The sequence below is a fragment of the Streptomyces sp. NPDC056987 genome, from assembly GCF_042673865.1.
In the GTDB taxonomy this organism is placed as follows: domain Bacteria; phylum Actinomycetota; class Actinomycetes; order Streptomycetales; family Streptomycetaceae; genus Streptomyces.
On record NZ_JBHURV010000008.1, the window covers coordinates 152,373 to 175,894 of the forward strand.

General features: G+C 72.9%; 17 protein-coding genes and 1 riboswitch. Of the genes, 9 read left to right on the top strand and 8 right to left on the bottom strand.

Annotation, left to right across the window (positions count from 1 at the left end; translation table 11 throughout):
- Positions 1–29: 29 nt before the first annotated feature.
- On the bottom strand, positions 30–1,403 hold the full coding sequence (locus ACFTZC_RS12330) for a PspC domain-containing protein (protein WP_382888734.1): 1,374 nt from the start codon (positions 1,401–1,403) through the stop codon (positions 30–32).
- 157 nt (positions 1,404–1,560) lie between these two features.
- Here ACFTZC_RS12330 and ACFTZC_RS12335 point away from each other — a divergent pair, with 157 nt between their 5' ends.
- Positions 1,561–2,862 (top strand): PspC domain-containing protein, encoded by a 1,302-nt coding sequence (locus ACFTZC_RS12335; RefSeq protein ID WP_382888735.1) that lies wholly within the window; start codon positions 1,561–1,563, stop codon positions 2,860–2,862.
- 164 nt (positions 2,863–3,026) lie between these two features.
- Complete coding sequence (locus tag ACFTZC_RS12340) at positions 3,027–3,749, top strand: LuxR C-terminal-related transcriptional regulator (protein WP_382888736.1); 723 nt, start codon at positions 3,027–3,029, stop codon at positions 3,747–3,749.
- 58 nt (positions 3,750–3,807) lie between these two features.
- Here the strand turns inward: ACFTZC_RS12340 and ACFTZC_RS12345 are convergent, their stop codons facing one another.
- Both ACFTZC_RS12345 and ACFTZC_RS12350 read right to left on the bottom strand, forming a co-directional pair.
- Positions 3,808–4,185 (bottom strand): hypothetical protein, encoded by a 378-nt coding sequence (locus ACFTZC_RS12345; RefSeq protein ID WP_382888737.1) that lies wholly within the window; start codon positions 4,183–4,185, stop codon positions 3,808–3,810.
- Between the two features lie 189 nt (positions 4,186–4,374).
- A complete protein-coding gene (locus ACFTZC_RS12350) occupies positions 4,375–5,451 on the bottom strand; it encodes an NlpC/P60 family protein (protein WP_382888738.1) in 1,077 nt (358 codons plus the stop codon).
- 269 nt (positions 5,452–5,720) lie between these two features.
- On the opposite strand from ACFTZC_RS12350, the gene ACFTZC_RS12355 reads away from it, so the two are divergent.
- Positions 5,721–6,074, top strand: a complete 354-nt coding sequence (locus ACFTZC_RS12355) for a hypothetical protein (protein WP_382888739.1) — start codon at positions 5,721–5,723, stop codon at positions 6,072–6,074.
- A gap of 91 nt (positions 6,075–6,165) precedes the next feature.
- Here ACFTZC_RS12355 and ACFTZC_RS12360 read toward each other — a convergent pair whose 3' ends face one another.
- Positions 6,166–7,575 carry an NlpC/P60 family protein gene (locus ACFTZC_RS12360; protein WP_382888740.1) on the bottom strand — a complete coding sequence of 470 codons (1,410 nt, stop codon included), beginning with the start codon at positions 7,573–7,575 and terminating at the stop codon, positions 6,166–6,168.
- 7 nt (positions 7,576–7,582) lie between these two features.
- Positions 7,583–7,757: riboswitch (cyclic di-AMP (ydaO/yuaA leader) on the bottom strand.
- Between the two features lie 267 nt (positions 7,758–8,024).
- Here ACFTZC_RS12360 and ACFTZC_RS12365 point away from each other — a divergent pair.
- On the top strand, positions 8,025–10,556 hold the full coding sequence (locus tag ACFTZC_RS12365; RefSeq protein WP_382888741.1) for an ATP-dependent DNA helicase: 2,532 nt from the start codon (positions 8,025–8,027) through the stop codon (positions 10,554–10,556).
- A gap of 96 nt (positions 10,557–10,652) precedes the next feature.
- Here the strand turns inward: ACFTZC_RS12365 and ACFTZC_RS12370 are convergent, their stop codons facing one another.
- Positions 10,653–12,428, bottom strand: coding sequence for a peptidoglycan DD-metalloendopeptidase family protein (locus ACFTZC_RS12370; RefSeq protein ID WP_382888742.1), 1,776 nt, complete (start codon positions 12,426–12,428; stop codon positions 10,653–10,655).
- A gap of 263 nt (positions 12,429–12,691) precedes the next feature.
- On the bottom strand, positions 12,692–13,537 hold the full coding sequence (locus ACFTZC_RS12375; protein ID WP_382888743.1) for an esterase/lipase family protein: 846 nt from the start codon (positions 13,535–13,537) through the stop codon (positions 12,692–12,694).
- 491 nt (positions 13,538–14,028) lie between these two features.
- Between ACFTZC_RS12375 and ACFTZC_RS12380 the strand changes: the two genes are divergently transcribed.
- Positions 14,029–14,442 (top strand): cobalamin B12-binding domain-containing protein, encoded by a 414-nt coding sequence (locus ACFTZC_RS12380; RefSeq protein ID WP_382888744.1) that lies wholly within the window; start codon positions 14,029–14,031, stop codon positions 14,440–14,442.
- A gap of 18 nt (positions 14,443–14,460) precedes the next feature.
- Here the strand turns inward: ACFTZC_RS12380 and ACFTZC_RS12385 are convergent, their stop codons facing one another.
- Positions 14,461–16,362 (bottom strand): DUF5691 domain-containing protein, encoded by a 1,902-nt coding sequence (locus ACFTZC_RS12385; protein ID WP_382888745.1) that lies wholly within the window; start codon positions 16,360–16,362, stop codon positions 14,461–14,463.
- 53 nt (positions 16,363–16,415) lie between these two features.
- On the bottom strand, positions 16,416–17,777 hold the full coding sequence (locus ACFTZC_RS12390) for an SWIM zinc finger family protein (protein WP_382888746.1): 1,362 nt from the start codon (positions 17,775–17,777) through the stop codon (positions 16,416–16,418).
- A gap of 133 nt (positions 17,778–17,910) precedes the next feature.
- Between ACFTZC_RS12390 and ACFTZC_RS12395 the strand changes: the two genes are divergently transcribed.
- From ACFTZC_RS12395 to ACFTZC_RS12410, 4 genes are all read left to right on the top strand, one after another.
- A complete protein-coding gene (locus tag ACFTZC_RS12395) occupies positions 17,911–18,378 on the top strand; it encodes an MmpS family transport accessory protein (protein WP_382888747.1) in 468 nt (155 codons plus the stop codon).
- 242 nt (positions 18,379–18,620) lie between these two features.
- Positions 18,621–19,745: an AAA family ATPase gene (locus tag ACFTZC_RS12400; RefSeq protein WP_382888748.1), complete on the top strand. Its 1,125-nt coding sequence runs from the start codon at positions 18,621–18,623 to the stop codon at positions 19,743–19,745.
- On the top strand, positions 19,703–22,237 hold the full coding sequence (locus ACFTZC_RS12405) for a DUF5682 family protein (RefSeq protein ID WP_382888749.1): 2,535 nt from the start codon (positions 19,703–19,705) through the stop codon (positions 22,235–22,237). Before ACFTZC_RS12400 ends, ACFTZC_RS12405 begins: the two co-directional genes overlap by 43 nt.
- Complete coding sequence (locus ACFTZC_RS12410; RefSeq protein ID WP_382888750.1) at positions 22,234–23,481, top strand: VWA domain-containing protein; 1,248 nt, start codon at positions 22,234–22,236, stop codon at positions 23,479–23,481. The genes ACFTZC_RS12405 and ACFTZC_RS12410 overlap by 4 nt, the downstream gene beginning before the upstream one ends.
- Positions 23,482–23,522 lie beyond the last annotated feature (41 nt).

Below are 23,522 nucleotides of genomic sequence, written 5' to 3' on the forward strand. Positions count from 1 at the left end.
GCCCCGCGATCAGCCGGCCCGGCCGGAACTCATGAAGCAGCACGGGTCACCTCCACCTGTCCGAGCCCGACCTTCAGTGTCAGCAGCAGCGTCCCCGCCGGAGCGCTGCCCGCGGCCGGCGCCAGCACACGCCCCCGCGACTGGTCCGGTGATATGTCCACATCGTTCGGCGGCTCACCCGGCAGCCTGATGTCCCCGAGACCGGCCTTCGCCGTCATCTTCACCGTCACTCCCTCCGGTACGACGACCTTGAGCTGTCCCGCGCCGACCTCGGCCGACGAGGTGACCGTCCGCCCCTTCGGAATGGAGAGCCCGCCCAGATCGAGGGTGCCGATGCCCGACCCCAGTTCGTAGCGCGGCTGCACCGCCGTCGCCGACACCGGCGCCCACTCCCGGCGGGCCCACTCCGTCGTGATGTTCTGCGGCAGGGCCGCGCTCCCGGCGAGCAGCCCCGCCGTGACCACCGTCAGCAAGACGGTGCCCGCCCCCGTACGGCCCAGGAAGCTGCTGACCGCGATCCCGAGCCCGAACACCGCGAGCGCGGCGGTCAGCCCGATCTCCAGGCTCGCGCCCAGCGGCCGGCTCTCCCAGGACAGCCCCGTCCCGAGCCCGCCCGCCAGCAGCGCCAGCAGGAAGACGATCCCGGCGATCCCCCGCGGGCCCCGGGGGCGGGACTCCCGTATCCGGGCACCGGCCCGGCTCCGGTCGCCCGCTCCGTCCCCGCCGTCCTTGTGCCACTCCCACGGCCGCGCCTCCACCCGCGCGTCCTCCGGCCCCCACATGTAGTCCGTCCCCACGAGGCCTGTGGAACCGTCCTTCACGATCGGGTCCCGCCACCACGACGGGGTGCCCGGCGTCGGCGGCGCCTTCGTCTCCGGAGGAGCGTCCGCCACCATGTGCGCCGTCGCCGGATCGAGCGGCCCGCCGTCCGGCAGCGTCCCCCGCCGGTGCTGCGACCAGACCGCCGACCCCACGACCGCGATCGACAGCATCGCGGCGAAACTCAGCGTCTCCCCGTTGTCCAGCATCGACAGGAAAAGACCGCACCCCGCCAGCGCCATCAGCACGGCGATCAGCGACGCGCCGTCCACCCGCCCCGACAGCAGCCTGCGCGCCTCGTTCTCCTCCTCGCCCTCCAGCGGGAGCAGCAGCCAGGCGAACCCGTAGAAGATCAGCCCGAGCCCGCCCGCGGCCGCGAGGACACCGAGCACGATCCGGAAGATGACGGGGTCCACATCGCAGTACCGCCCGAGCCCTCCGCACACCCCCGCGAACACCTTCTGACGGGAACTGCGCTGCAGGGGCGCGGACGCGCCCGGGACCGCGTCCGCGCCCGACGGCGGAGGTGACGCGTCGGACGGCGCGGTCGGCGAGGACGGCGGCTGAGTTGGCGGCTGGGTCATACGCCCATGGTGACGGTGCGAGGGCCCGGTCTCCACCGGCGACGACCCCGGTCTGACCCTGATATTGGCCCCGCCCCGCCCCCGGGAACGGATCAGGGTCGCGTCAGGGGTACGACCCTGATGCCCTGCCGCACCCCGCCGTGTGACCATCGATGGCATGCCAGCCGCTCCGCCTCGCCCCGCCGCGCCGCCGCACTCCCGCGCCCCCGGGCCCGAGGAGCTGCCGCCGCGCAAGCTGTACCGCAGCGCGGACGGCCGGCTGCTCGGCGGCGTCGCGCGCGGGCTCGCCGGCCATCTCGGACTGCCGGTGGTCTGGGTCCGCCTCGTCTTCCTCCTCTTCTTCTTCTCACAGGGCCTGGGCGCCCTGCTCTACGCCGTGTTCTGGATCGTCGTCCCGCTCGGCGTCGGCGGCCGGGCCGTCGAGTCGCGCCCGCTCTTCGAGATCAGCTCCGACGGCAGACGCCGGCTGCGCAAGCCCGACAAGGGACAGCTCTTCGCCCTGCTCGCGCTGGTCGTCAGCGCGGCCACCTTCATCGGCAACGTCAGCCTGGGCCGCAGCCACGCCGACCGTTACATCTGGCCGATGCTGCTGATCGGCGTCGGAGTCGTCCTCGTCTGGCGACAGGCGGACAACGCGCGCCGTGCCCGCTGGACCGAGATCGGCCGCCGCCACCGCATATTCCAGCTGGTCCGGAGCCTCGCCGGCGTCGCGCTGGTCGGCCTCGGCCTCGCCGTCTTCGTGGTGGTGCGCGGCTCGGCGGCCCAGTTCGGCAATGTGCTGACGGGCGCGATAGCCGTCGTCGCCGGGACCGCCCTGCTCGCCGGGCCCTGGCTCGTCCGGATGACCCAGGACCTCTCCGAGGAGCGGCTGATGCGGATCCGCGCCCAGGAGCGCGCCGAGGTCGCCGCGCATGTCCACGACTCGGTCCTGCACACCCTGACGCTCATCCAGCGCAACGCGGACGACGGGGGAGAGGTCCGCCGCCTCGCCCGTGCCCAGGAGCGCGAGCTGCGCGCCTGGCTCTACAAGCCGGAGGGCACCGGCAAGGACGAGGCGGACGAGCCCACCACCCTTGCCGACGCGGTGAAGCGGACGGCGGCCGAGGTGGAGGACTACCACGGGGTGCCGATCGAGGTCGTGGTCGTCGGCGACTGCCCGCTCGACGAGAAGCTGTCCGCGCAGATGCAGGCCGCGCGCGAGGCGATGGTCAACGCCGCCAAGTACGGTGGCGAGGGCGGCGCCGTCCAGGTGTTCGCGGAGGTCGAGGGGCGTACGGTCTTCCTCTCCGTGCGCGACCGCGGCCCGGGATTCGACCTGGACGCCGTGCCGGACGACCGGATGGGTGTCCGCGAGTCGATCATCGGCCGGATGCAGCGCAACGGGGGCACGGCCCGGCTGCGCGCGGTGCCCGACGGCGGCACGGAGGTCGAGTTGGAGATGGAGCGCGCCGACGACTGACGGACGGGGCGTGCCGGCAAGGGCCGGCCAAGGGTCGTCCAACGGTCGGCCGAGGAGTGGGAGCACGCCGACCCACAGGGGATGGACCGGTCGCCGGGCGGGGACCGTACGGTACGAGAGCCGCGCAGACCGCGGCGGAGCGACGAGGGCGAGGGGCACAGACCATGAGCGAGGGCGTACACGCCGAATCCACTCCCGCGGCGAGCGGGGACCCGGCGGGGGACGGCCGCCGGGTCCGCGTCGTGCTCGTCGACGACCACCGGATGTTCCGTACGGGCGTCCAGGCGGAGATCGGCCGCACGGAGGAGACCGGCGTCGAGGTCGTCGGCGAGGCCGCCGATGTCGACCAGGCGATCACCGTGATCACCGCGACCCGTCCCGAGGTCGTCCTGCTCGACGTCCATCTGCCGGGCGGCGGCGGGGTCGAGGTGCTGCGCCGCAGCGCCCCCATGATGGCGGCGGCGGAGAACCCGGTGCGCTTCCTGGCGCTCTCGGTCTCGGACGCGGCGGAGGACGTCATCGGCGTCATCCGGGGCGGCGCCCGCGGCTATGTCACCAAGACGATCACCGGCACGGACCTGGTCAACTCGATCTTCCGGGTCCAGGAGGGCGACGCGGTCTTCTCGCCCCGGCTGGCCGGCTTCGTCCTGGACGCCTTCGCCTCGACGGACGCGCCTCCGGTGGACGAGGACATGGACCGGCTCACCCAGCGCGAGCGCGAGGTGCTGCGGCTCATCGCCCGCGGATACGCCTACAAGGAGATCGCCAAGCAGCTCTTCATCTCGGTGAAGACCGTGGAGTCCCATGTCTCGGCGGTCCTGCGCAAGCTCCAGCTCTCCAACCGGCACGAGCTGACCCGCTGGGCGACGGCCCGCAGGCTGGTCTGACGGCCCACGGCCCACGGCTCACGGCTGACGGCTCACGGCCGCCCGGCGGGCCGGACGGCTACGAGCAGTGCCACCCGGTGACGTACAACCGCCCCCGGTGGTCCAGCACGCCGCGGATGCATTCGCCGGGCAGGGTGTCGATGACGCCGGTCAGTTCGGCGCGGCCGTGCCGGGTGCGCTGCGTGCCGAACCAGCCGGGGAAGGCCGTGAGCCGGGCGTCCTTGCGCTGGTAGCCGAGGCGTACACGAATTTCGGGCTCGTCCCCGTGGCGTACGTACCGCGTGGTGAAGGGGCCCGCGCCGCCGATCGGGCCCTCGACGCAGAGCCGGCCGCCGGAGAGATCCCCGCAGCCTTTCGGGGTGACCCCCACGGGGGCCAGGACGAACAGCGCGCCGGCCACGAGGGCCGTTGCCCTGACAGTGGTGGCTCGTCTCACGACCGCCCCTCTCCGATCACCCCGCCGTTGCCGGCCCGGCGTACCCCGTCTCACCTCGCGGGCCGATGAGCGGACCGCTTGCTGCACATCGTGACCCGCAACCGAGGGCGGGGCACTCCGGCGTGGGCCGTCAGGGGCGGTCGGAGACCGACGACGCGTGGACGGACCGGAAAGGGCGTCAGACGGACGCTAGAGCGGTCGGGCGGCGCCCGCGAACGGCATCTCGTCGACCGGCGCGAGCCGGACCGCCGTACCGGGCCTGGGCGCGTGGATCATCTGTCCGCCGCCCACATAGATCCCGACATGGCTGATGCCCGAGTAGAAGAACACCAGGTCACCGGGGGCCAGTTCGGAACGGGCGACGCGCCGGCCCGTGTTGATCTGCGTGTAGGTGGTGCGGGGCAGGGCGACCCCGGCGGCACGCCACGCGGCCTGGGTCAGCCCTGAGCAGTCGAAGGAGCCGGGACCGGTCGCGCCCCACACGTACGGCTTGCCGATCGCGCCGTACGCGAAGGCGACGGCGGCCTCGGCCCGCGCGTTCGGCGCCGCTGCCGTGCCGCGTGGCGTCCCCCGGTCCGCGCGGGCCGGGTCCCCGCCGTCCTGTCGCCCCGTTCCGCCCCGCCCCTCGTACCGGTCGCGCTCCTCGGCGGTGAGCTCGTCGAGCAGCCGCTGGGCGGAGCCGATCTTCCGCTGGATCGTGGACTTGTGCCGGGCCAGCTCGGCACGGCGGGCCGTGAGATCGGCGAGCTGGGTGTCCGCCCGCGAGCGCAGCCCGGCGATCCGCGACAGCTCCCGGCGGATCCCCGCGACGGTGGCGGCCTGCCTGCTGCCGGCCCGCTCGGCGACACCGGCCTGCTCCAGGTAGTCCTCGGGCCGGGAGCTGAGGGCGAGCTGTACGGCGGGGTCAAGGCCACCGCTGCGGTACTGCGCGGTGGCGATCGAGCCCAGCTCGGCGCGCGAGGTGTTGAGCCCGTCGGTCCTGCGCGCGGCCTCGTCGCGCAGCTCGGTGAGCGAGGCACGGGCCTCGTCCGCCTTCACCTTCGCCCCGTTGTACTGCTCGGTGGCCGTCTCCGCCTGCGCGTACAGCGTGTCGACCTGGGCCTTGATCTGCGCGGGGGTGAGCCGGGGCTCGCCCTGCGCGGGGCCCGTGGCGGTGGCGGTCGCGGCTCCCGCGAGCGCGAGCGTCGCCGCGGTGCGGCCGGCCTGGCCGGTGAACAGCCGCTGTCTGGGCTTTCGGTGGATTCGGTGGTTTCGGTGCGCTGCCACGGGGGCGGGGTCCGTTTCCTTCGGTTCCGTTGACTCCGTGCGGTACGGCCGCCCGGTACGGCCCCGTGAGGGCCGTACGCAGGACGTTAGGGCGCACGGTCACAGCCCGGCCTCGACATGGCGGGTATTGGCGGGAGGTGAAGGTTCCGGAGCGTTTCACGATCATGATGGCCCGGCGGAGCGCGCTTTTCCGGACGGACCCGACTGATAGCGGAAGTAAGCCCCACCTCACCGAAGGCGGGTGATATGGGCCGGGCTACGCTCCCGGCATGGACGTACTGATCAATGTCTTCGTCGCCCTGCACATCATCGGCATAGCCGCCCTGCTCGGCGGTTTCCTGACCCAGATGAAGGCGATGAGCGCCGGTACGGCGCGCTTCACCCCGGCGATGCTGCACGGCGCTCTCACCATGCTGATCACGGGAATGGTGCTGGTGGGCCTCAACCAGGCCGACGACCAGCCCCTCAACAACATCAAGATCGGCGTCAAGCTGGCCGTCCTGGTCGTGATCCTGGGCATCGTCTACGTGAAGCGGGACGACGAGGCGGCCGAGAAGCCGCTGTTCGGCGCGGTGGGCGGGCTGACTGTGGCCAACATCCTCATCGCCACGCTCTGGACCTGACCCCGGCCCCCGACGGACCCGACCCCGGTGAGGTCGGGTCCGCCGGGTCCGCGGGGCGCCGAGACGGAGTCCGCGGGGCGCCGCGACCGGGTCAGGCCGGGCGGACGCTGCCGTAGATCGGCAGGTAGTAGATCGATTCCTCACGCACGTTCGCACCCGGCTTGGGCGCGTGGATCATCATGCCGTCGCCGATGTAGATGCCGGCGTGGCTGATGTCGTCGTAGAAGAAGACCAGGTCGCCGGGGAGCAGATCATCGGTGGTGACGCGCGTGCCCGTGTCCACCTGGTCGCTCGTGCTGCGCGGCAGCTCGACACCGGCCGCCCGCCACGCCGCCTGGGTCAGGCCCGAGGAGTCGTACGAACTCGGCCCCGAGGCGCCCCACACGTACGGCTTGCCGATCTGGGTGCGTGCGAAGGCGAGCACCTTCGCCGCCTTGGCCGCGTAGATGCCGGCGGGGTCACCGCCGGTCACGGCCTCCAGTCCGGTGCCGCCAGCCGTTCCCGCGTTCGCACCTGCGACCGTTGCCGCGTCGGTGCCCGTTCCCGTGCCTGATCCCGTGCCCGTGCCGGGGTCGGCCGACGGAGCCTGGGGCTGCGACCGGGGCAGGATCAGCTCCGCCTCGCGCCGGCGCTCCGCCTCGGCGTCGGCCTCCGCCTTGTCGCGGGCCTCCGCCTTGGCCTGCGCCTCCGCCGTGCGGCGGGCCGCTTCTTCCTTCTTGCGCTCCAGCGCGGCCAGCCGTGCCTGCTCCTCCGCGGTGAGCCGCGCCAGCAGCGCGCGGGCCTCGGCCAGCTTCTTCTGGATCTGCTCCTTGCTGGTCCGCAGGGACTCCTGGGACTCGTCCGGCGACTCCGGGGCGCGGGTGTCCGCCCGGGAGCTCCAGTGGTCGGCGACGGGGCTCTGCTGACGGTCGGTCAGCCGCTCCGTCATCCCCGTCTGCTCGACGTACGTCTGCGGGCTGTCCGCGAACAGTACGGCGGCGGGGGCCGTGGCAGGCATGGCGGGAGCCGTTGCGGGCATGGCGGGAGCGGTGGCAGGCATCGCCGGTACAACAGGAGTGACAGGGGCGACAGGGGCGACAGGTGGGGCCGGGGCTGCCGGGGTGACGGAAGCGGCCGGGGCGACAGGGGCGCCCGCAGGGGTGCCCGCGCCGCCCCCGGACTGCGCGGACGTGTAGGAACCGAGCGTACGGCGGGCCTCGTTCAGCTTGTCCGCGCTCTTGGCCACACCGTCGATGACCCGGTCGACCGTGCGCTTCTGCTTGGCCGTCGCCTCCTTCGTCCTGGCGGACCTCTGCGCGTCACCACCGGCCTGGCGGTACAGGTCGCTGACCTTTTTCTCCACCTCTTCGACCGACGGCGAGGACTTCGATTCCGTGGGCGCGGCGTCCGCGCTCTGCGTCGACAGCAGCGTGACCGAGGCGAGGGCGGCCGTCGTGATCCCGACGGCAGGGGTGTTGGTGCGTACCCCGCTACGGCTGCGCGCCTTGCGATGCGACGCCAAGTTCGGCATCTCCTTCCGTGGACCGCCTACCGGGTTAGCTGTCGGGTTCGGGCGGAACGGAAGGCTGCCCTACGGGCGTTGTACGTACGGCGAACGTACGGCCCGATTCACCCCGGTCTTGCAGAGTGGGTCCCCGGTTCCGAACTTCCCGCTGGAAAGCCCGGATTCGGCGTGGGCCGCCCGCTCGGCGCGGATCGCCTTCAGAGGTACGGGCTGCCTGATCGAGCACGCTAGCCAAGATGTGGCGCTGATGTGAAGGTGGATGGCCGATATGCCCGATACATTTCTGTGACCATTTGCTCGTGCGGAGTGCAGGGAGCCGTAATAGGGGGTATAGCGTTACGCTCCGTGTGTAATCCGGAACCGTCCGCCTTCCGGGGTGGATCCGCCGGACCGGCTTCGCCGGGCGGGCTCCGACTGTCGGTGCGGCGGCCTAGACTCGTTAAGCGATGAGCAGCCTCTTTGACGACAGTTTCCTGGCCGACCTCCAGCCCTCCGGCGACGAGCACCCCCCGCCGCCCGAGGACCTGGACGAACACGCCCCGGAGCAGGTGCCCGACGACCTGTTCCAGGGGGCGTACGACGTGCCTCCGGCCCGGGATCCGTACCACCGCAACGGGTCGGCCCGTACGGTCATCGACCCTGCCTCGCTCCTCGAAGGGCTGAACGAGGAGCAGAGCGCGGCCGTCGTGCACACGGGGTCGCCGCTGCTCATCGTCGCCGGGGCCGGATCCGGCAAGACCCGGGTTCTGACCCACCGGATCGCCCATCTCCTCGGCACCCGCAGCGTCCACCCCGGCGAGATACTGGCGATCACCTTCACCAACAAGGCCGCGGGCGAGATGAAGGAGCGCGTCGGGCAGCTCGTCGGCCCGCGCGCCCAGGCGATGTGGGTGCTGACCTTCCACAGCGCCTGCGTGCGGATCCTGCGGCGCGAGTCGAAGCGGCTCGGGTTCACCTCGTCGTTCTCGATCTACGACGCCGCCGACTCGAAGCGGCTCATGGCCCTGGTCTGCCGCGATCTGGACCTCGACCCCAAGCGCTATCCGCCGAAGTCCTTCAGCGCCAAGATCTCCAACCTCAAGAACGAGCTGATCGACGAGGAGACCTTCGCGGGACAGGCCGTCGACGGCTTCGAGAAGACGCTCGCCGAGGCGTACCGGATGTACCAGGCACGGCTGCGCGAGGCCAACGCCCTGGACTTCGACGACATCATCATGACCACCGTCCACCTGCTCCAGGCGTTCCCCGACGTCGCCGAGCACTACCGGCGCCGCTTCCGGCACGTCCTGGTGGACGAGTACCAGGACACGAACCACGCGCAGTACACCCTCGTACGCGAGCTGGTGGGCCCCTCCGGCGAGGGCGAGGACCCCGCGGAGCTCTGCGTCGTCGGCGACGCCGACCAGTCGATCTACGCCTTCCGCGGCGCCACCATCCGCAACATCCTCCAGTTCGAGGAGGACTACCCGGACGCGACGACGATCCTGCTGGAGCAGAACTACCGCTCCACGCAGACGATCCTCAGCGCCGCCAACGCGGTCATCGAGCGCAACGAGAGCCGCCGCCCGAAGAACCTCTGGACCAAGGCCGGCGCCGGCGCCCAGATCACCGGTTACGTCGCGGACACGGAGCACGACGAGGCGCAGTTCGTCGCCGACGAGATCGACCGGCTGACGGACGCGGGCGAGGCCAAGGCGGGTGACGTCGCCGTCTTCTACCGGACGAACGCGCAGTCCCGCGTCTTCGAGGAGATCTTCATCCGGGTCGGCCTGCCGTACAAGGTCGTCGGCGGAGTGCGCTTCTACGAGCGCAAGGAGGTCCGTGACGTCCTGGCCTACCTGCGGGTCCTCGCCAATCCGGAGGACAACGTACCGCTGCGCCGGATCCTTAATGTGCCCAAGCGCGGCATCGGGGAGCGGGCGGAGGCCATGATCGACGCTCTCGCGCTGCGGGAGAAGATCACCTTCCCGCAGGCGCTGCGGCGCGTGGACGAGGCGTACGGCATGGCGGCGCGCTCCGCCAATGCCGTCAAGCGCTTCAACACGCTGATGGAGGAGCTGCGTACGATCGTCGAGTCGGGTGCCGGGCCGGCACTGGTCCTGGAGGCCGTGCTCGAACGGACCGGCTATCTGGCGGAGCTTCAGGCCTCGACCGACCCGCAGGACGAGACCCGGATCGAGAACTTGCAGGAACTGGCGTCGGTGGCGCTGGAGTTCGAACAGGAGCGCAGCCAGGCCGCCGCGGGCGCCGACGCCGGTGACGGCGCTGATGGCAATGACGGAACGGCCGGCGCGGAGGCCGCCGCTCCGGCCGTGGCCGCGACGCCGACCCTCGCCGAGTTCCTGGAGAAGGTCGCACTCGTCGCCGACTCCGACCAGATCCCCGACGAGGACGAGGACGGCTCCGGCGTCATCACGCTGATGACGCTGCACACCGCCAAGGGCCTGGAGTTCCCGGTGGTCTTCCTCTCCGGCATGGAGGACGGCGTCTTCCCGCACATGCGCGCCCTCGGCCAGACGAAGGAGCTGGAGGAGGAGCGCCGCCTCGCGTACGTCGGCATCACGCGCGCCCGTGAACGGCTCTATCTGACGCGGTCGTCGATGCGCAGCGCCTGGGGGCAGCCCTCGTACAACCCGGCCTCGCGCTTCCTGGAGGAGATCCCGGAACGCCACCTGGAGTGGAAGCGGACCGGCGCGCAGATCCCGGCGGGCCCGACGTCCGGGATCACGTCGTCGCTCTCCTCCACCGCAGCGCGCTCGCGGTCGGGCGGCGGGCCTTCGGGCTTCGCCACGCGGCGCACGAGCGACAAGCCGGTGATCACGCTGGCGGTGGGAGACCGGGTCACGCACGACCAGTTCGGGCTCGGCACGGTCATGGAGGTGACCGGCGCGGGCGCGGACGCACAGGCGACGGTCGACTTCGGGGACACCAAGCCCAAGCGGCTGCTGCTGCGGTACGCGCCGGTCGAGAAGCTGTAGGCCCGGGAGGGGCGGGTGCCCTGCCGGGTGGCAGGGCACGGGCACGTACGGCAGGTGCGGCACGTACGGCCTGGCGGGAGGTCGTACGCGCCGGGTTTACGTCGGGTCGAGGCCGTGGCTGCGGAGCCAGGCCAGCGGGTCGATCGCCGCGCCGCCGCCGGGCCGTACCTCGAAGTGCAGGTGCGGACCGGTCGAGTTGCCCGAGTTGCCCGAGTAGGCGATCACGTCACCGGCCTTGACGGAACCGGAGCGGAGCTTGGTGGTGCTGAGGTGGCAGTACCAGGTCTCCGTGCCGTCGGCGGCGGTCACGATCGCCATGTTGCCGTACGCGCTGTTGTACTGCGTGCGTACGGTGCCGTCGGTCGCCGCCATGACAGGCGTGCCGTACGACACGGGGAAGTCGATCCCGGTGTGCATGGACATCCAGTTGACGCCGGCCTGGCCGTACTGGGCGCTGAGTCCGTTCTGCGAGACGGGGAGGGCGAACTTGGGGCGGAGCGCCTCCTTGCGCGCCGCCTCTTCCTTGGCGCGCTGCCGCTCCGCCTCCTTCCGCTCCTGAAGGTCGATCCGCTCCTGTGTGCGGCTGGCGCGGTCGCCGAAGTCGCGGGCGTCGGCGCTGAGCGCGGCGAGCTGTGTGTCCAGCTTGTTGTTGGCGGCCGCGGTGACGGGCTTGGTGGAGGCGGTGTCCTCGGCGGAGGCCGTGGTGGTGGAGTCGTCCTTGGCGTCCTCGCCGGTGAGTCCGCCGACGGAGGCCGCGGCGATGCCGGCGACGCCCATCACGCAGGCGGAGGGAACGGCGACGGTGAGGAGGGCCGAACGCTTGGCGGGGGTGCGGCGGCGGCCCCGGCTGCCGCCGCCACTGCCGCCGGCCCGGCGCACGGGGCGGGGGACGGCTGTCACGGCGGGGGTGGCCATCGTCGGCGCCATGTGCAGCGCGTCGGGGTCGTCATCCGGAGTGCCGGGCTCCGCGGGGTTCTCGGAGTCCTTGGTGAAGTCGACGGCCGGCGTGGGACGTTCCGCCCCGGCCGCCGGTCCGGTCTCCGGTGCGGCGTGGGCCTCGGTGGCGACGGTCTCGTAGCCCTGCTCGGTCTCGTAGCCCTGCTTGGCTTCGTAGCCGTGCTCGGTCTCGTGGTCGGGCTCCGTGCCGAAGGCCCGTTCAGGCTCGGGGCCGGGGGCGCCGTACGCGTACGACGTGTCCTCGTGCGGTGCGGTGGCCCCGTTCCAGGCCGTGGCGTCGTACGAACCGGTGTCGAACGTGGACGCGGTCCACTGAGCGGTCGCCTCGTACTCGAACGGTGCGGCTTCGAACTGCGCTGCCTGTGCCGCCTCGAACTGCTCTGCCTCGAACGGTGTTGCCTCGAACTGTGCCGCCTCGAACTGCGCGGTTTCGAGTTGAGCCGCCTGCGCGGGATCGAACGCGGCGGTCGCCGTCGCCCCGGGAGTGTCGTAACCGTACGAGGCGCCGTTGAACTGCGTGCTGTCGAACTGGCCCGTTCCGTCAGGGCTGTTCGGCTGGACGACCTGGTGCCACGCGCCGGAACCCCACTCGCCTGTGGCGTCCTGCGGATAGCCGCTGCCGTCGGTGGGGGCGGGCGGGGCGACGGTGGGCCATTGGCCGCTGGTGTCGTACGCCTGTGTGCCGTACGTGTCGTACCCGGTGGCCTGGTGATGGGCGCCGGTGTCCCACTGACCACTGTCGTAGTGGTCGGCCTGCACGGTCGCGTACTGGCCGGTGGAGGCGGAAGCGCCGCCGTATCCACCCGCGCCCGCGGAACCGTCCGGCAGGGAGCCGAAGAGGGGATCTGTCTCGAAGCTGCCGTTCTGGTAACCGTCGTATGCGGTGTACCCGGCGTGGGCGTGCTGGTCGTTCACCAACTTCTCTCTCGCCTCGGCAGCAGAACCAGGGTCTGGGAAATCCGGCCGTTGATGGAAGGAATCCCAGAGGGAAAGCAGTGGCCGCGACTGTACCCGGCGGTATGCGACGGCGACAATCTTCCGCGAGTTTCGTGCTTTGCGGAAACGGGCATTCGGCCGTGTTTCGGCGAACTGTGGGCGCAGGCTTGGCCATATGTTCGAAACGTGTTCGAGTGCGAGGCTCGTGCGAGCCCCTCGGGGCGGGGCGTCGGGCGCGGGGTTCAGGCGACGGAAATGGACCCGGATCCGTCCTCCGGCGGCGCCGGTTCGGAGCCTTCGCCGGAACCGGAGCCGCCGAGCGCGTGCCGGATCCCCGCGGCGACCCCCGGGTGGACCGGCAGGGCGAGATGGCCGACACCGCTCACCAGCACGTTCTCCACGAGAAGGTCCGGGTGTTCGATCCTGGCCGTCGAGACGGGCGCCATCAGCGGGTCGGCATCGCTCCAGAAGCTCACGAACCGCGTACGGCAGCCGGGCGCGGGCAGCCGCAACTCCTCGATGACCGGCGATCCGGGGCGCATCTGCCGTACGACGGGGTGGGCGTCGGCGAGCGGCACGGCCGTGGTGCCCTCGTGCGGTGTGCCCAGCGTGATCAGCGTACGTATCCGGCTGTCACCGCCCAGGCGCTGTACGTAATACCGGGCGATCAGGCCGCCCAGACTGTGGCCGACGACATCGACCCGGCGGTGGCCGGTGCGGGCGCAGATCTCCTCGATGTGGCGGCCCAGCAACTCGGCGGCCGTACGGATGTCGCAGGTCAGCGGCGAGTAGTTGAGGGAGGCGAGATGGTGCCAGCCGTGCCGGGCGAGGGAGCGGCGCAGCAGGACGAAGACGGACCGGTTGTCCACGAAGCCGTGCAGCAGCACGACGGGCGGGTGCGTGCGGCCCTCGGTGGGCAGCGGGGAGGCCTCCGGTGGCAGGGGAGCGGCGCGGCGCTCCTGGATGATTCCGGCCGGATACAGGAGGAGATGCCCGGTGAAGATCGCCAGGTCGAGCGCGCCGGCCCGCACGGGGGCGGTGACGCGCAGGGGGAGGGCGGCCGGGCCCGCCGTGCGTACGCGGCTCACCTGGCGCAGAACGGGCGACAGGAAGGGCGACAGGAAGGCCGGGCACGAGAGGGGCGACGAAAGCGATGACAGTGACCGGAGCGACCAGAGCGACCACAGTGATGTGAGTGATGCGAGCGATGAAAGCGGTCCGAACGGCGAGAGTGGCGCGAACGGCGTGACCTTCATGGCCGACCTCCGAACGGCATACGGGAGGCGGCTCTGTCCCCCGTATGCCCTCATGGGGCGCCACGGCGACATGCCGGGAGCCGTCGGGTCGTGACGGCTCCGTCCGCGGCTCCCCTTGCGGTCGTTCCTGCCCGGCCAGGTGGGGCCGGGTGGTGACGGAACGGCGCAAAGCGAACATGTCCCATGTGTGATTTCCCCCTCGGCGGCCTCCGCGAAACGGCTGGTTGCGGGATGCTGTGGATAACGTTCGTTCACTACTCCGGGCCTTGGCGGGCGCGGGGGGCCGTGCCAATGACAGCGCAAGTCGGTAGGTGGAGGCAGTGATGGGTGTGACAGGTCCGATCCGTGTGGTGGTCGCCAAGCCGGGACTCGACGGGCACGACCGTGGGGCCAAGGTGATTGCCAGGGCCCTGCGGGACGCGGGGATGGAGGTCATCTACACGGGGCTCCATCAGACGCCCGAGCAGATCGTGGACACCGCGATCCAGGAGGACGCCGACGCGATCGGCCTGTCCATCCTCTCCGGCGCGCACAACACGCTCTTCGCCAAGGTGATCGAGCTGCTGAGGGAGCGGGACGCGGCCGACATCAAGGTCTTCGGCGGCGGCATCATCCCGGACGCGGACATCGCCCCGCTGAAGGAGCAGGGCGTCGCGGAGATCTTCACCCCGGGGGCGACGACGGCGTCGATCGTCTCCTGGGTCGAGGCCAACATCCGTCAGCCCGCGGGGGCGTGACGGGTTCCGCTGCCCGGATCAGGGCGCAGGGTCTGATGGCCCCAGGTGTTCCGGCCTCGTACCGGGCGGAGTGGTCGGCGGCTCCGGTATTCGTGCCGGTGCCGGTATTCGCTCCGGTGCTGGTGCCGGCTCCTGGGCCGGTTCGCGCACCGGGTCCAGTTCGGCGAGCATCAGGGCGCGCAGGCGCAGGGTGGACACCAGGCGCTGGAACGCCTCCGACCAGTAGCCGCCCGCGCCCGGTGACGCGCCCTCCGGTTCGTCCGGGGTCGCCGTGAGCAGTTCCAGCCTGTTCACCTCCACCGGGTCCAGGCACCGTTCGGCGAGGCCCATGACGCCGCTGAAGCTCCAGGGGTAGCTGCCCGCGTCCCTGGCGATGTCGAGTGCGTCCACGACCGCCCGGCCGAGCGCGCCCGACCAGGGCACGGCGCAGCAGCCGAGCAACTGGAACGCCTCCGGCAGGCCGTGCGCGTCGATGAACGCGGCCACCCAGTCGGCCCGTTCCGCCTCGGGCAGCGTGGCGAGCAGTTTCGCGCGCTCGGCGAGCGAGGTCGCGCCGGGACCGGTGTCGGACGGGGTCGCGGGCGGCCCCAGCAGCGCGGCCGACCAGCGCGCGTCCCCCTGCCGTACGGCCGCCCGGCACCACGCTGCGTGCAACTCGTCCGCCCAGTCGTCCAGGACGGGCAGGGCGAGGATCTCCTCGGGCGTCCGGCCGCCGAGCCTGGCCGGCCAGCCGGAGAGCGGGGCGGCCTCCACCAACTGCCCCAGCCACCACGACCGTTCGCCCCGGCCGCCGGGCGGCGCGGGGACCACTCCGTCGCGCTGCATGTCCGCGTCGCACTCGTGCGGCGCCTCGACCGCGATGACCTGTCCGCCGCCGGTGCGGTCCATGCCGACGCAGGTGGCCGCGCGGGCCGCCATCCGGCCCGCGAGGGCGGATCCTGGCAGCGCCGACAGCAGTTCGGCGGCGGTGGAGCGCACATTGCGGCTGCGGTCCGACAACGCCTGTTCGAGAAAGGGCTCATCGGCCCCGGAGAGCCCGTCGCGCAGGGAGTCGAGGAACATCAGCCGGTCCTCTGCGCGCTCGCTCGGCCAGGTCGAGGCGAGCAGCGTCCGCGCCGCCTCCGCGTCCCTGGCCCGTACGGCGGAGAGCAGGGCGACCCGCTCGGCGAACAGGCCCTCCTCCCACAGGCGTCGTGTCGCCTCCCCGTCCTCGGCCGCGGGCAGCACGGCGCCGCCGGAGGCCCCGCGCAGCGCGAACTTCCACTCCGGGTTGAGCCGGGCGAGCCAGAGCCCGCGGGGCCCGGCGAAGGCCAGGGCCTGCGGCCGCAGGTCGGTGCGCGCGCGGGCCGCGTCCAGCAGGGCGGGCAGCACCGGGGCGGGGGCCGCGTAGCCGCGCGCGTTGGCCACGGCGAGCCACTGCGGCAGCAGCTCCGTGAGGTCGGGTGCCGTACCGCGACGGCCTCCGCCGCTCGTGGGCGCCGCCCGGTCGGCCAGCAGCTGCCCGAGCCGCCGCCCCGCCGCCTCGGGCAGACGTGCGCGGCCGTCGTGGGCCGCGGGCGCCGGGGGCTCGGCGGCGGGCGCCGGGCGCAGCCCCGCCCTGCGCCGTACGGTGTGCAGCGCTGCGGCGTCCAGCAGGGCGACCGGGGCGTCCTTGCCGACGGCGAGGACCTCCGCGGGCGGAGTGCGGCGGTCGGTGCCGAGCAGCGCCGAGGTGACGAGCCCTTCCCAGGAGGACTCCCAGGGCGCCCCCGTCCCCGCGGTGTTCGTGAGGGTCCGCGCCGTCGTGTCCTGGGTGACGTGCGTGTCATTCGTGTCGTGCGCGCTGTGGGTGGCGCGCCGGTCGGGCGTGCTGAGCGAGTTGGACGTGCTGGAGGTGCTGGACGTGCTGGGCGAGTTGGACGTGTTGGGCTTGCTGGTCATCAGGATGTACTCCGTCCGTACGTCGCATCAGGTCTGCGGGTGCGTGCGCGAGTTCAGGTGAGCGGGACCGTCCCCGGGGCCTCCGCCGACCAGGCGGTGAGGGGCCGGAAGCCGCGGTGGCCGCATTCGCCGAACACCGTGACCGGGCCGCCGCCGGAGAGTGCGGCCAGCTTCCACAGCCCGGGGTGGCCGAGCGAGACCGGCGCGACCGGCAGCGCGGAACCGCCGTCGGCGTCGGCCAGTTGCCAGCCGCCGCCCGCCCCGGGCACCGGGACGACGTCGCGGAGCGTCACCGGGCACGCCTCCAGCCAGGGATCGGCGCGCAGCGCGGCGCCGTACGCCTCGATCGCCGCCGTCACGGAGCCACCCGGCGGCGGCTCCTCCATCGGGACCGGGGCGCCGAACCGCTCACCCCAGTCGGCCCGCGACTGCCCGGCGCCCGGGTGCGGAACGATCTCGGCGTCGATCATCACCCCCACCGGCAGCGCCAGTTCCGGCGCGCGGCCCGCGGCGCCGAAGGAGAGCAGCACCGCCGACCGCCCCGAGTCCCGCCCGTACAGCCGGATCCGGCGGGTGACGAGCTTGCCGTCCGACGTGTCGTACTGCGCGAGGACCAGCCAGTGGTCCCGGACCGGCGGACCCCCGGCGGGCGACGGGAGGCCGACCCTGGTGCGGACCGTCGCCGCCAGCGGTTCCGGCAGCCGGTCGAGCCCCAGCCACGCCGTGTCCAGCAGATGCAGCAGCGCGGACTCCTCCAGCAGCCGCACCGGCCAGCCGGGACCCGAGCCCGGTATCGCCCCCAACTCCCGGACCCGACCCGCCAGCCCCGGTGCCTGTGCGTCGACCATGCGCGCCGCCGTCTCCTCCCACAGTCCGTAACCCGCCTGCTCCGCCGAGGCGAGACCGCCGCGCAGCAGGTCCGTCAGCCGCTGCTCCAACTCCGAGGCGCCCGAGGTGATCCGGGCGGCCCTGCGCTCGGCCCGGCGCCGGGCGGCCTCCGGACCGGCTGTCCTCGCCGCCCCGCCCGTGGTCTTCTCCGCCCCGCCCGCCGCTCTCTCCGCCCGTCGCTTCCGGCGCCCGTCGAGCCACTCCCCGGCCCAGCCGGGCGCCTCCGCGCCCCCCGCCACGGTCCGTCCGTCCGCCGCCCAGAGCAGCAGCAGGCCCAGCGCGTGCTTGCACGGGAACTTCCGGCTCGGGCAGGAGCACGCGCAGGCCGGGCCCGTCGTGTCCACCACCGTTCGGTACGGCTTGCTGCCGCTGCCCTTGCACAGCCCCCACACGGCGCCCGTGGCGTCGCACCCCGTCTCCGACCACGGCCCCGCCGTGCCGAGCTTGTTGCCCGCCCTGCGTGACGTGTCGTCAGGAGCCAGCGCGAGCACTTGTTCCGACGTCCAGCGCACCCCCGTCTGATTCATGTCCACGACGTTAGGCGGCCCCACTGACAATCGCTCTGACCTGCGGATTCGTCGAGTTTTTGGCTATGTGACGCGGTGTCGGTTTTGCTATGCTCGAAGAGCTTCAGCACCACGACCAGGGGGGAAATCACCGATGGACCGCACCGCCCGCACCAGAAGAACCGTCCGCACCCGCCGTACCGTCCGCGCCGCCCTCACGACCCTCGCCGTCACCGGTCTCGCGCTGGGCCTCGGCGCCTGCTCCGAGACCACCGAGCGGGTCGACAAGGCGGTGACCGACGAGGTCGACAAGGCCGTCAACGAGACCTACGAGGTCACCTACGAGGTGACGGGCAAGAACATCGACACGATCGACTTCCACGGCGGCGGGGGCGACGCCATGGGACCGAAGATCGAGACGGTCGAGAAGCCCACGCTGCCGTGGAAGAAGACAGTGACGCTCCGCGGCATCATGCCGCCCGCCGTCATGCCGATGGCGCTGGGCGCCGACGCCGAGGTCACCTGCAAGATCCTTTACAAGGGCGAGGTCATCAAGGAGGAGACCGACGCGGGCAAGGCCGCCGCCGGCGGCTGCGTCGCGGTCTCCCCGATCGCCGGGTGACGCGCCCGCCCGCCGCAGGATCACCGCCCCGCGCCCGCCGGATCTCCTCCGTTGGGCGCGGGGCACCTTCCGTTCTGGCGCCGGTGCGTCGGCCGGGACGGTTCCGGAGCAGCCCGGCCCGGAGCGGTCCGGCCCGCCGCGGGACCGGCTCGGACTGGCTCTGACCTGCACGGACGGCCGATTGTCAGTGGCGTGGTGCACCGTGGGATCCACAACAGGTCGACCGATCTGGAGGGGGATCCATGACCATGCCCGAAACCACCTCGACGACGGCCGGGACCACCGGCGACCAGGCCCTGCGCCCGCACGCGGAGGACGCGTTCGCCCATGAACTGGCGGCCCTCGCCGCGGCCGACGACCGGCAGCGGCCCGCCCGCTGGCGGCTCTCGCCGTGGGCCGTGGCCACCTATCTCCTCGGCGGGTCCCTGCCGGACGGCACGGTGATCACACCGAAGTACGTGGGACCGCGCCGGATCGTCGAGGTCGCGGTCACCACGCTCGCCACCGATCGCGCCCTGCTCCTCCTCGGCGTGCCGGGCACCGCCAAGACCTGGGTCTCCGAACACCTCGCGGCGGCCGTCAGCGGTGACTCCACCCTGCTGGTGCAGGGCACGGCGGGGACACCCGAGGAGGCGATCCGCTACGGCTGGAACTACGCCCAGCTTCTCGCCAACGGCCCCAGCCGCGACGCGCTGGTGCCCAGCCCGGTCATGCGCGCCATGTCCGACGGCATGACGGCGCGGGTCGAGGAGCTGACCCGGATCCCCGCCGACGTCCAGGACTCGCTCATCACGATCCTGTCCGAGAAGACGCTCCCGATCCCGGAGCTGGGCGAGGAGGTGCAGGCCGTTCGCGGCTTCAACCTGATCGCCACGGCCAACGATCGCGACCGCGGGGTCAACGACCTCTCCAGCGCGCTGCGCCGCCGGTTCAACACGGTCGTCCTGCCGCTGCCCGCCACCCCCGAGGCCGAGGTCGACATCGTCTCCCGGCGCGTCGGGGAGATGGGCCGCTCGCTCGAACTGCCGGACGGTACCGAGGGCATCCAGGAGATCCGCCGGGTCGTCACGGTCTTCCGGGAGCTGCGGGACGGCGTCACGACCGACGGCCGTACGAAGCTCAAGTCCCCCTCGGGGACGCTCTCCACGGCCGAGGCGATCTCCGTCGTCACCAACGGCCTCGCGCTCGCCGCGCACTTCGGCGACGGGGTGCTGCGGCCGGGCGACGTGGCGGCCGGGATCCTCGGCGCGGTTGTCCGCGACCCGGCGGCGGACCGGGTGATCTGGCAGGAGTACGTGGAGACGGTCGTCCGCGAGCGCGACGGATGGAAGGACTTCTACCGCGCCTGCCGAGAGGTGAGCGCGTGACCACGGCCACCCCGCGCCCCGCGGGGCCGCTGCTGCTCGGGATCCGGCACCACGGGCCCGGGTCCGCGCGGGCGGTACGGAGCGCGCTCGACGCGGCGGAGCCGGGCGCCGTACTGATCGAAGGGCCGCCGGAGGGCGACGCGTTGCTGCCGCTCGCCGCCGACGAGGCGATGCGGCCACCCGTCGCGCTCCTCGCGCACGCCGTGGACGATCCGGGGCGCGCCGCGTTCTGGCCGCTGGCGGAGTTCTCCCCCGAGTGGGTCGCGATCCGCTGGGCGCTCGCGCACGACGTGCCGGTCAGGTTCATCGATCTGCCGGCCGCCCACTCGCTCGCGCTCACCACGGAACCGGACGCCGGGCCGGCCGGGACCGGCGCGGCGGAGGGCGGCGACACCGAAACAGCGGGGGGCGAGGCCGGGAACGAGGCGGAAGGCGTGCGGATCGACCCGCTCGCCGTGCTGGCCAGGACCGCCGGGTACGACGACCCCGAGCGCTGGTGGGAGGACGTGGTCGAGCACCGCGCCCCCGGCCGGGCGGACGACCCCTTCGCCCCCTTCGAGGCGGTCGCGGAGGCCATGGGCGCGCTGCGCGAGGAGTACGGCTCCGGCGGACACCGGCGGGATCTCGTCCGCGAGGCCCATATGCGGATCCAGCTCCGCGCGGCCCGCAAGGAGTTCGGCGACGGAGCGGTCGCCGTCGTCTGCGGCGCCTGGCACGTACCGGCGCTGCGCGCGAGGACCACCCTCGCCGCCGACCGCGCGCTGCTCAAGGGCCTGCCCAAGGTCAGAACCGACCTCACCTGGGTGCCCTGGACCCACCGCAGGCTCGCCCGCCACAGCGGCTACGGCGCGGGTATCGACTCACCCGGCTGGTACGGACACCTCTTCAGCGCACCCGACCAGCCCGTCGAGCGCTGGCTCACCAAGGTCGCCGGGCTGCTGCGGGAGGAGGACCACGCCGTCTCCTCCGCCCATGTCATCGAGGCGGTACGGCTCGCGGGGACCCTCGCCGTGCTGCGCGGCCGGCCGCTGGCCGGGCTCACGGAGACCGTCGACGCCGTACAGGCCGTCATGTGCGAGGGATCCGAGGTGCCGCTCGGACTGATCCGGGACCGGCTGATCGTCGGCGATCTGCTCGGCGAGGTTCCCGACACGGCGCCCGCCGTACCGCTCCAGCGCGACCTCACCCGGCTCCAGCGTTCCCTGCGGCTCAAGCCGGAGGCGTCGGAGCGCGAGCTGGACCTCGACCTCCGCAAGGAGACCGACACGGCGAAGAGCACCCTGCTGCACCGGCTGGGGCTGCTGGACATCGGCTGGGGCGAGGCGACCGCGGGACGGGGGAGCACCGGCACCTTCCGGGAGACCTGGCGGCTCAGCTGGGAGCCCGAGCTGTACGTACGGGTCGCGGAAGCAGGGATCTGGGGCACGACCGTGCTCGCCGCCGCCACCGCCAAGGCCGTGTCGCGGGCCCGGTCGGCGACCGCGCTCACCGAGGTCACGGCTCTCGCGGAACGCTGCCTGCTCGCCGCGCTGCCCGACGCCCTGCCGGTGGTGATGCGGGCCCTCGCCGACCGCGCCGCGCTCGACGCCGACATCGGCCGGCTCGCCGAGGCGCTGCCCGCGCTGGCCAGGTCGCTGCGGTACGGCGACGTACGGTCCACCGACACCGCCGCGCTCGGTGAGGTCGCGGCCGGCCTCGCGGAGCGGATCTGCGTCGGCCTGCCGCCCGCGTGCACCGCGCTCGACGCGGACGGCGCCGCCGAGATGCGCGGCCACCTCGACAACGTCCACACGGCGATCGGCCTCCTGCGGGCGGGCTCCGGCCGATCCGAGGGGCATTCCGGGGACGAGGGCTCCAGGGACAGGGGCCCCGGGGACGGGAACGCCGGGAAGAAGGGCTCCGCGGGCGGGGAGTCCGGGTACGGGGACCTCGGCGGGCGGTGGGCGGCCGTGCTGGCCAAGCTCGCGGGGCGGGACAGCGCGCCCGGCGAGATCCGGGGGCGGGCCGCCCGGCTGCTGCTGGACGACGGACGCCTCGCGGAGGACGAGGCCGCCCGGCTGATGGGGCTCGCCCTGTCGCCCGGCACCCCACCCGCCGACGCCGCCGCCTGGGTCGAGGGCTTCGTCGGCGGCGCGTCCGGGAGCGGCACCTCGCCGGGGGCGGGCTCCGGCGGCGGCATGCTGCTGATCCACGACGAACGCCTCCTCGGCCTGGTCGACGCCTGGCTGACCGGTGTCGCGCCGGAGGCCTTCACCGATGTGCTGCCGCTGCTGCGCCGCACCTTCTCGGCGTACGAACCAGGTGTCCGCCGCACCCTGGGCGAGCTGGTCCGGTGCGGCCCGGCCGCCTCGGGACCGACGGCGGCCGAGGTCACCGCGCCGGGCTTCGGCCCGGGGCTCGACACAGCGCGCGCCGACGCCGTACTGCCGGTGCTCCGGCTGTTGCTGGGCGCCGACCGCAACGACAACGACCTGGTGGGGGCGGACGCATGACCACGGACACGGACCCGGCCACGGACACGGCCACGGACCCGGCCACCGGCACGGACACGAGCGCGGCGACGGACGAGCCGGCCGCCGAGGAGCGGCTGCGCCGCTGGCGGCTGGTGCTCGGCGGGGACACCGCCGACGGCACGGGGCACGCGCTCGCCGGCCGGGACGCGGCGATGGACGGCGCCCTGACCGCGCTGTACGGCGGCCGGGGCGGCGGCAGGAACGGAACGGGCGGCGGGGGCCGGTCCGCCGGGCTGGGCGGCTCCGCGCCCTCCGTGGCCCGCTGGCTCGGCGACATCCGTACGTACTTCCCCACCTCCGTCGTCCAGATCATGCAGCGCGACGCCATCGACCGGCTCGGGCTCGCCACGCTGCTGCTCGAACCGGAGATGCTGGAGGCCGTCGAGGCGGACGTCCATCTCGTCGGCACCCTCCTCTCGCTCAACAAGGCGATGCCGGAGACGACCAAGGAGACCGCGCGCGCCGTCGTCCGCAAGGTGGTCCAGGACATCGAGAAGCGGCTCGCCGGCCGCACCAGGGCCACCCTCACCGGCGCGCTCGACCGCTCCGCGCGGATCAGCCGACCGCGCCACCGCGACATCGACTGGGACCGTACGATCCGGGCGAACCTGAAGAACTACCTCCCGGAGCAGGGCACGATCGTGCCCGAGCGGCTGATCGGGTACGGCAGGGCGGCGCGGTCGGTGAAGAAGGACGTCGTGCTCTGCATCGACCAGTCCGGGTCGATGGCCGCCTCCGTCGTCTACGCCTCCGTCTTCGGCGCGGTCCTGGCGTCGATGCGCTCCCTCGACACCCGTCTCGTCGTCTTCGACACGGCGGTCGTCGACCTCACCGACCAGCTCGACGACCCGGTGGACGTCCTGTTCGGCACCCAGCTCGGCGGGGGCACGGACATCAACCGCGCGCTCGCCTACTGCCAGTCGCGGATCACCCGCCCCGCCGACACCGTCGTCGTCCTGATCAGCGACCTCTACGAGGGCGGGATACGCGACGGGATGCTCAAGAGGGTCGCCGCGATGAAGGCGTCGGGCGTGCAGTTCGTGGCGCTGCTCGCGCTCTCGGACGAGGGGGCGCCGGCGTACGACCGCGAGCACGCCGCGGCGCTCGCCGCGCTGGACGCTCCGGCCTTCGCCTGCACGCCCGACCTCTTTCCCGAGGTGATGGCCGCGGCGATCGAGAAGCGCCCCCTCCCCATACCGGACGGCGAACGGCCACGGCGCTGAGACAGCCGTTCGGGGGAGCCATGCCCCGTGTGACGGGTATC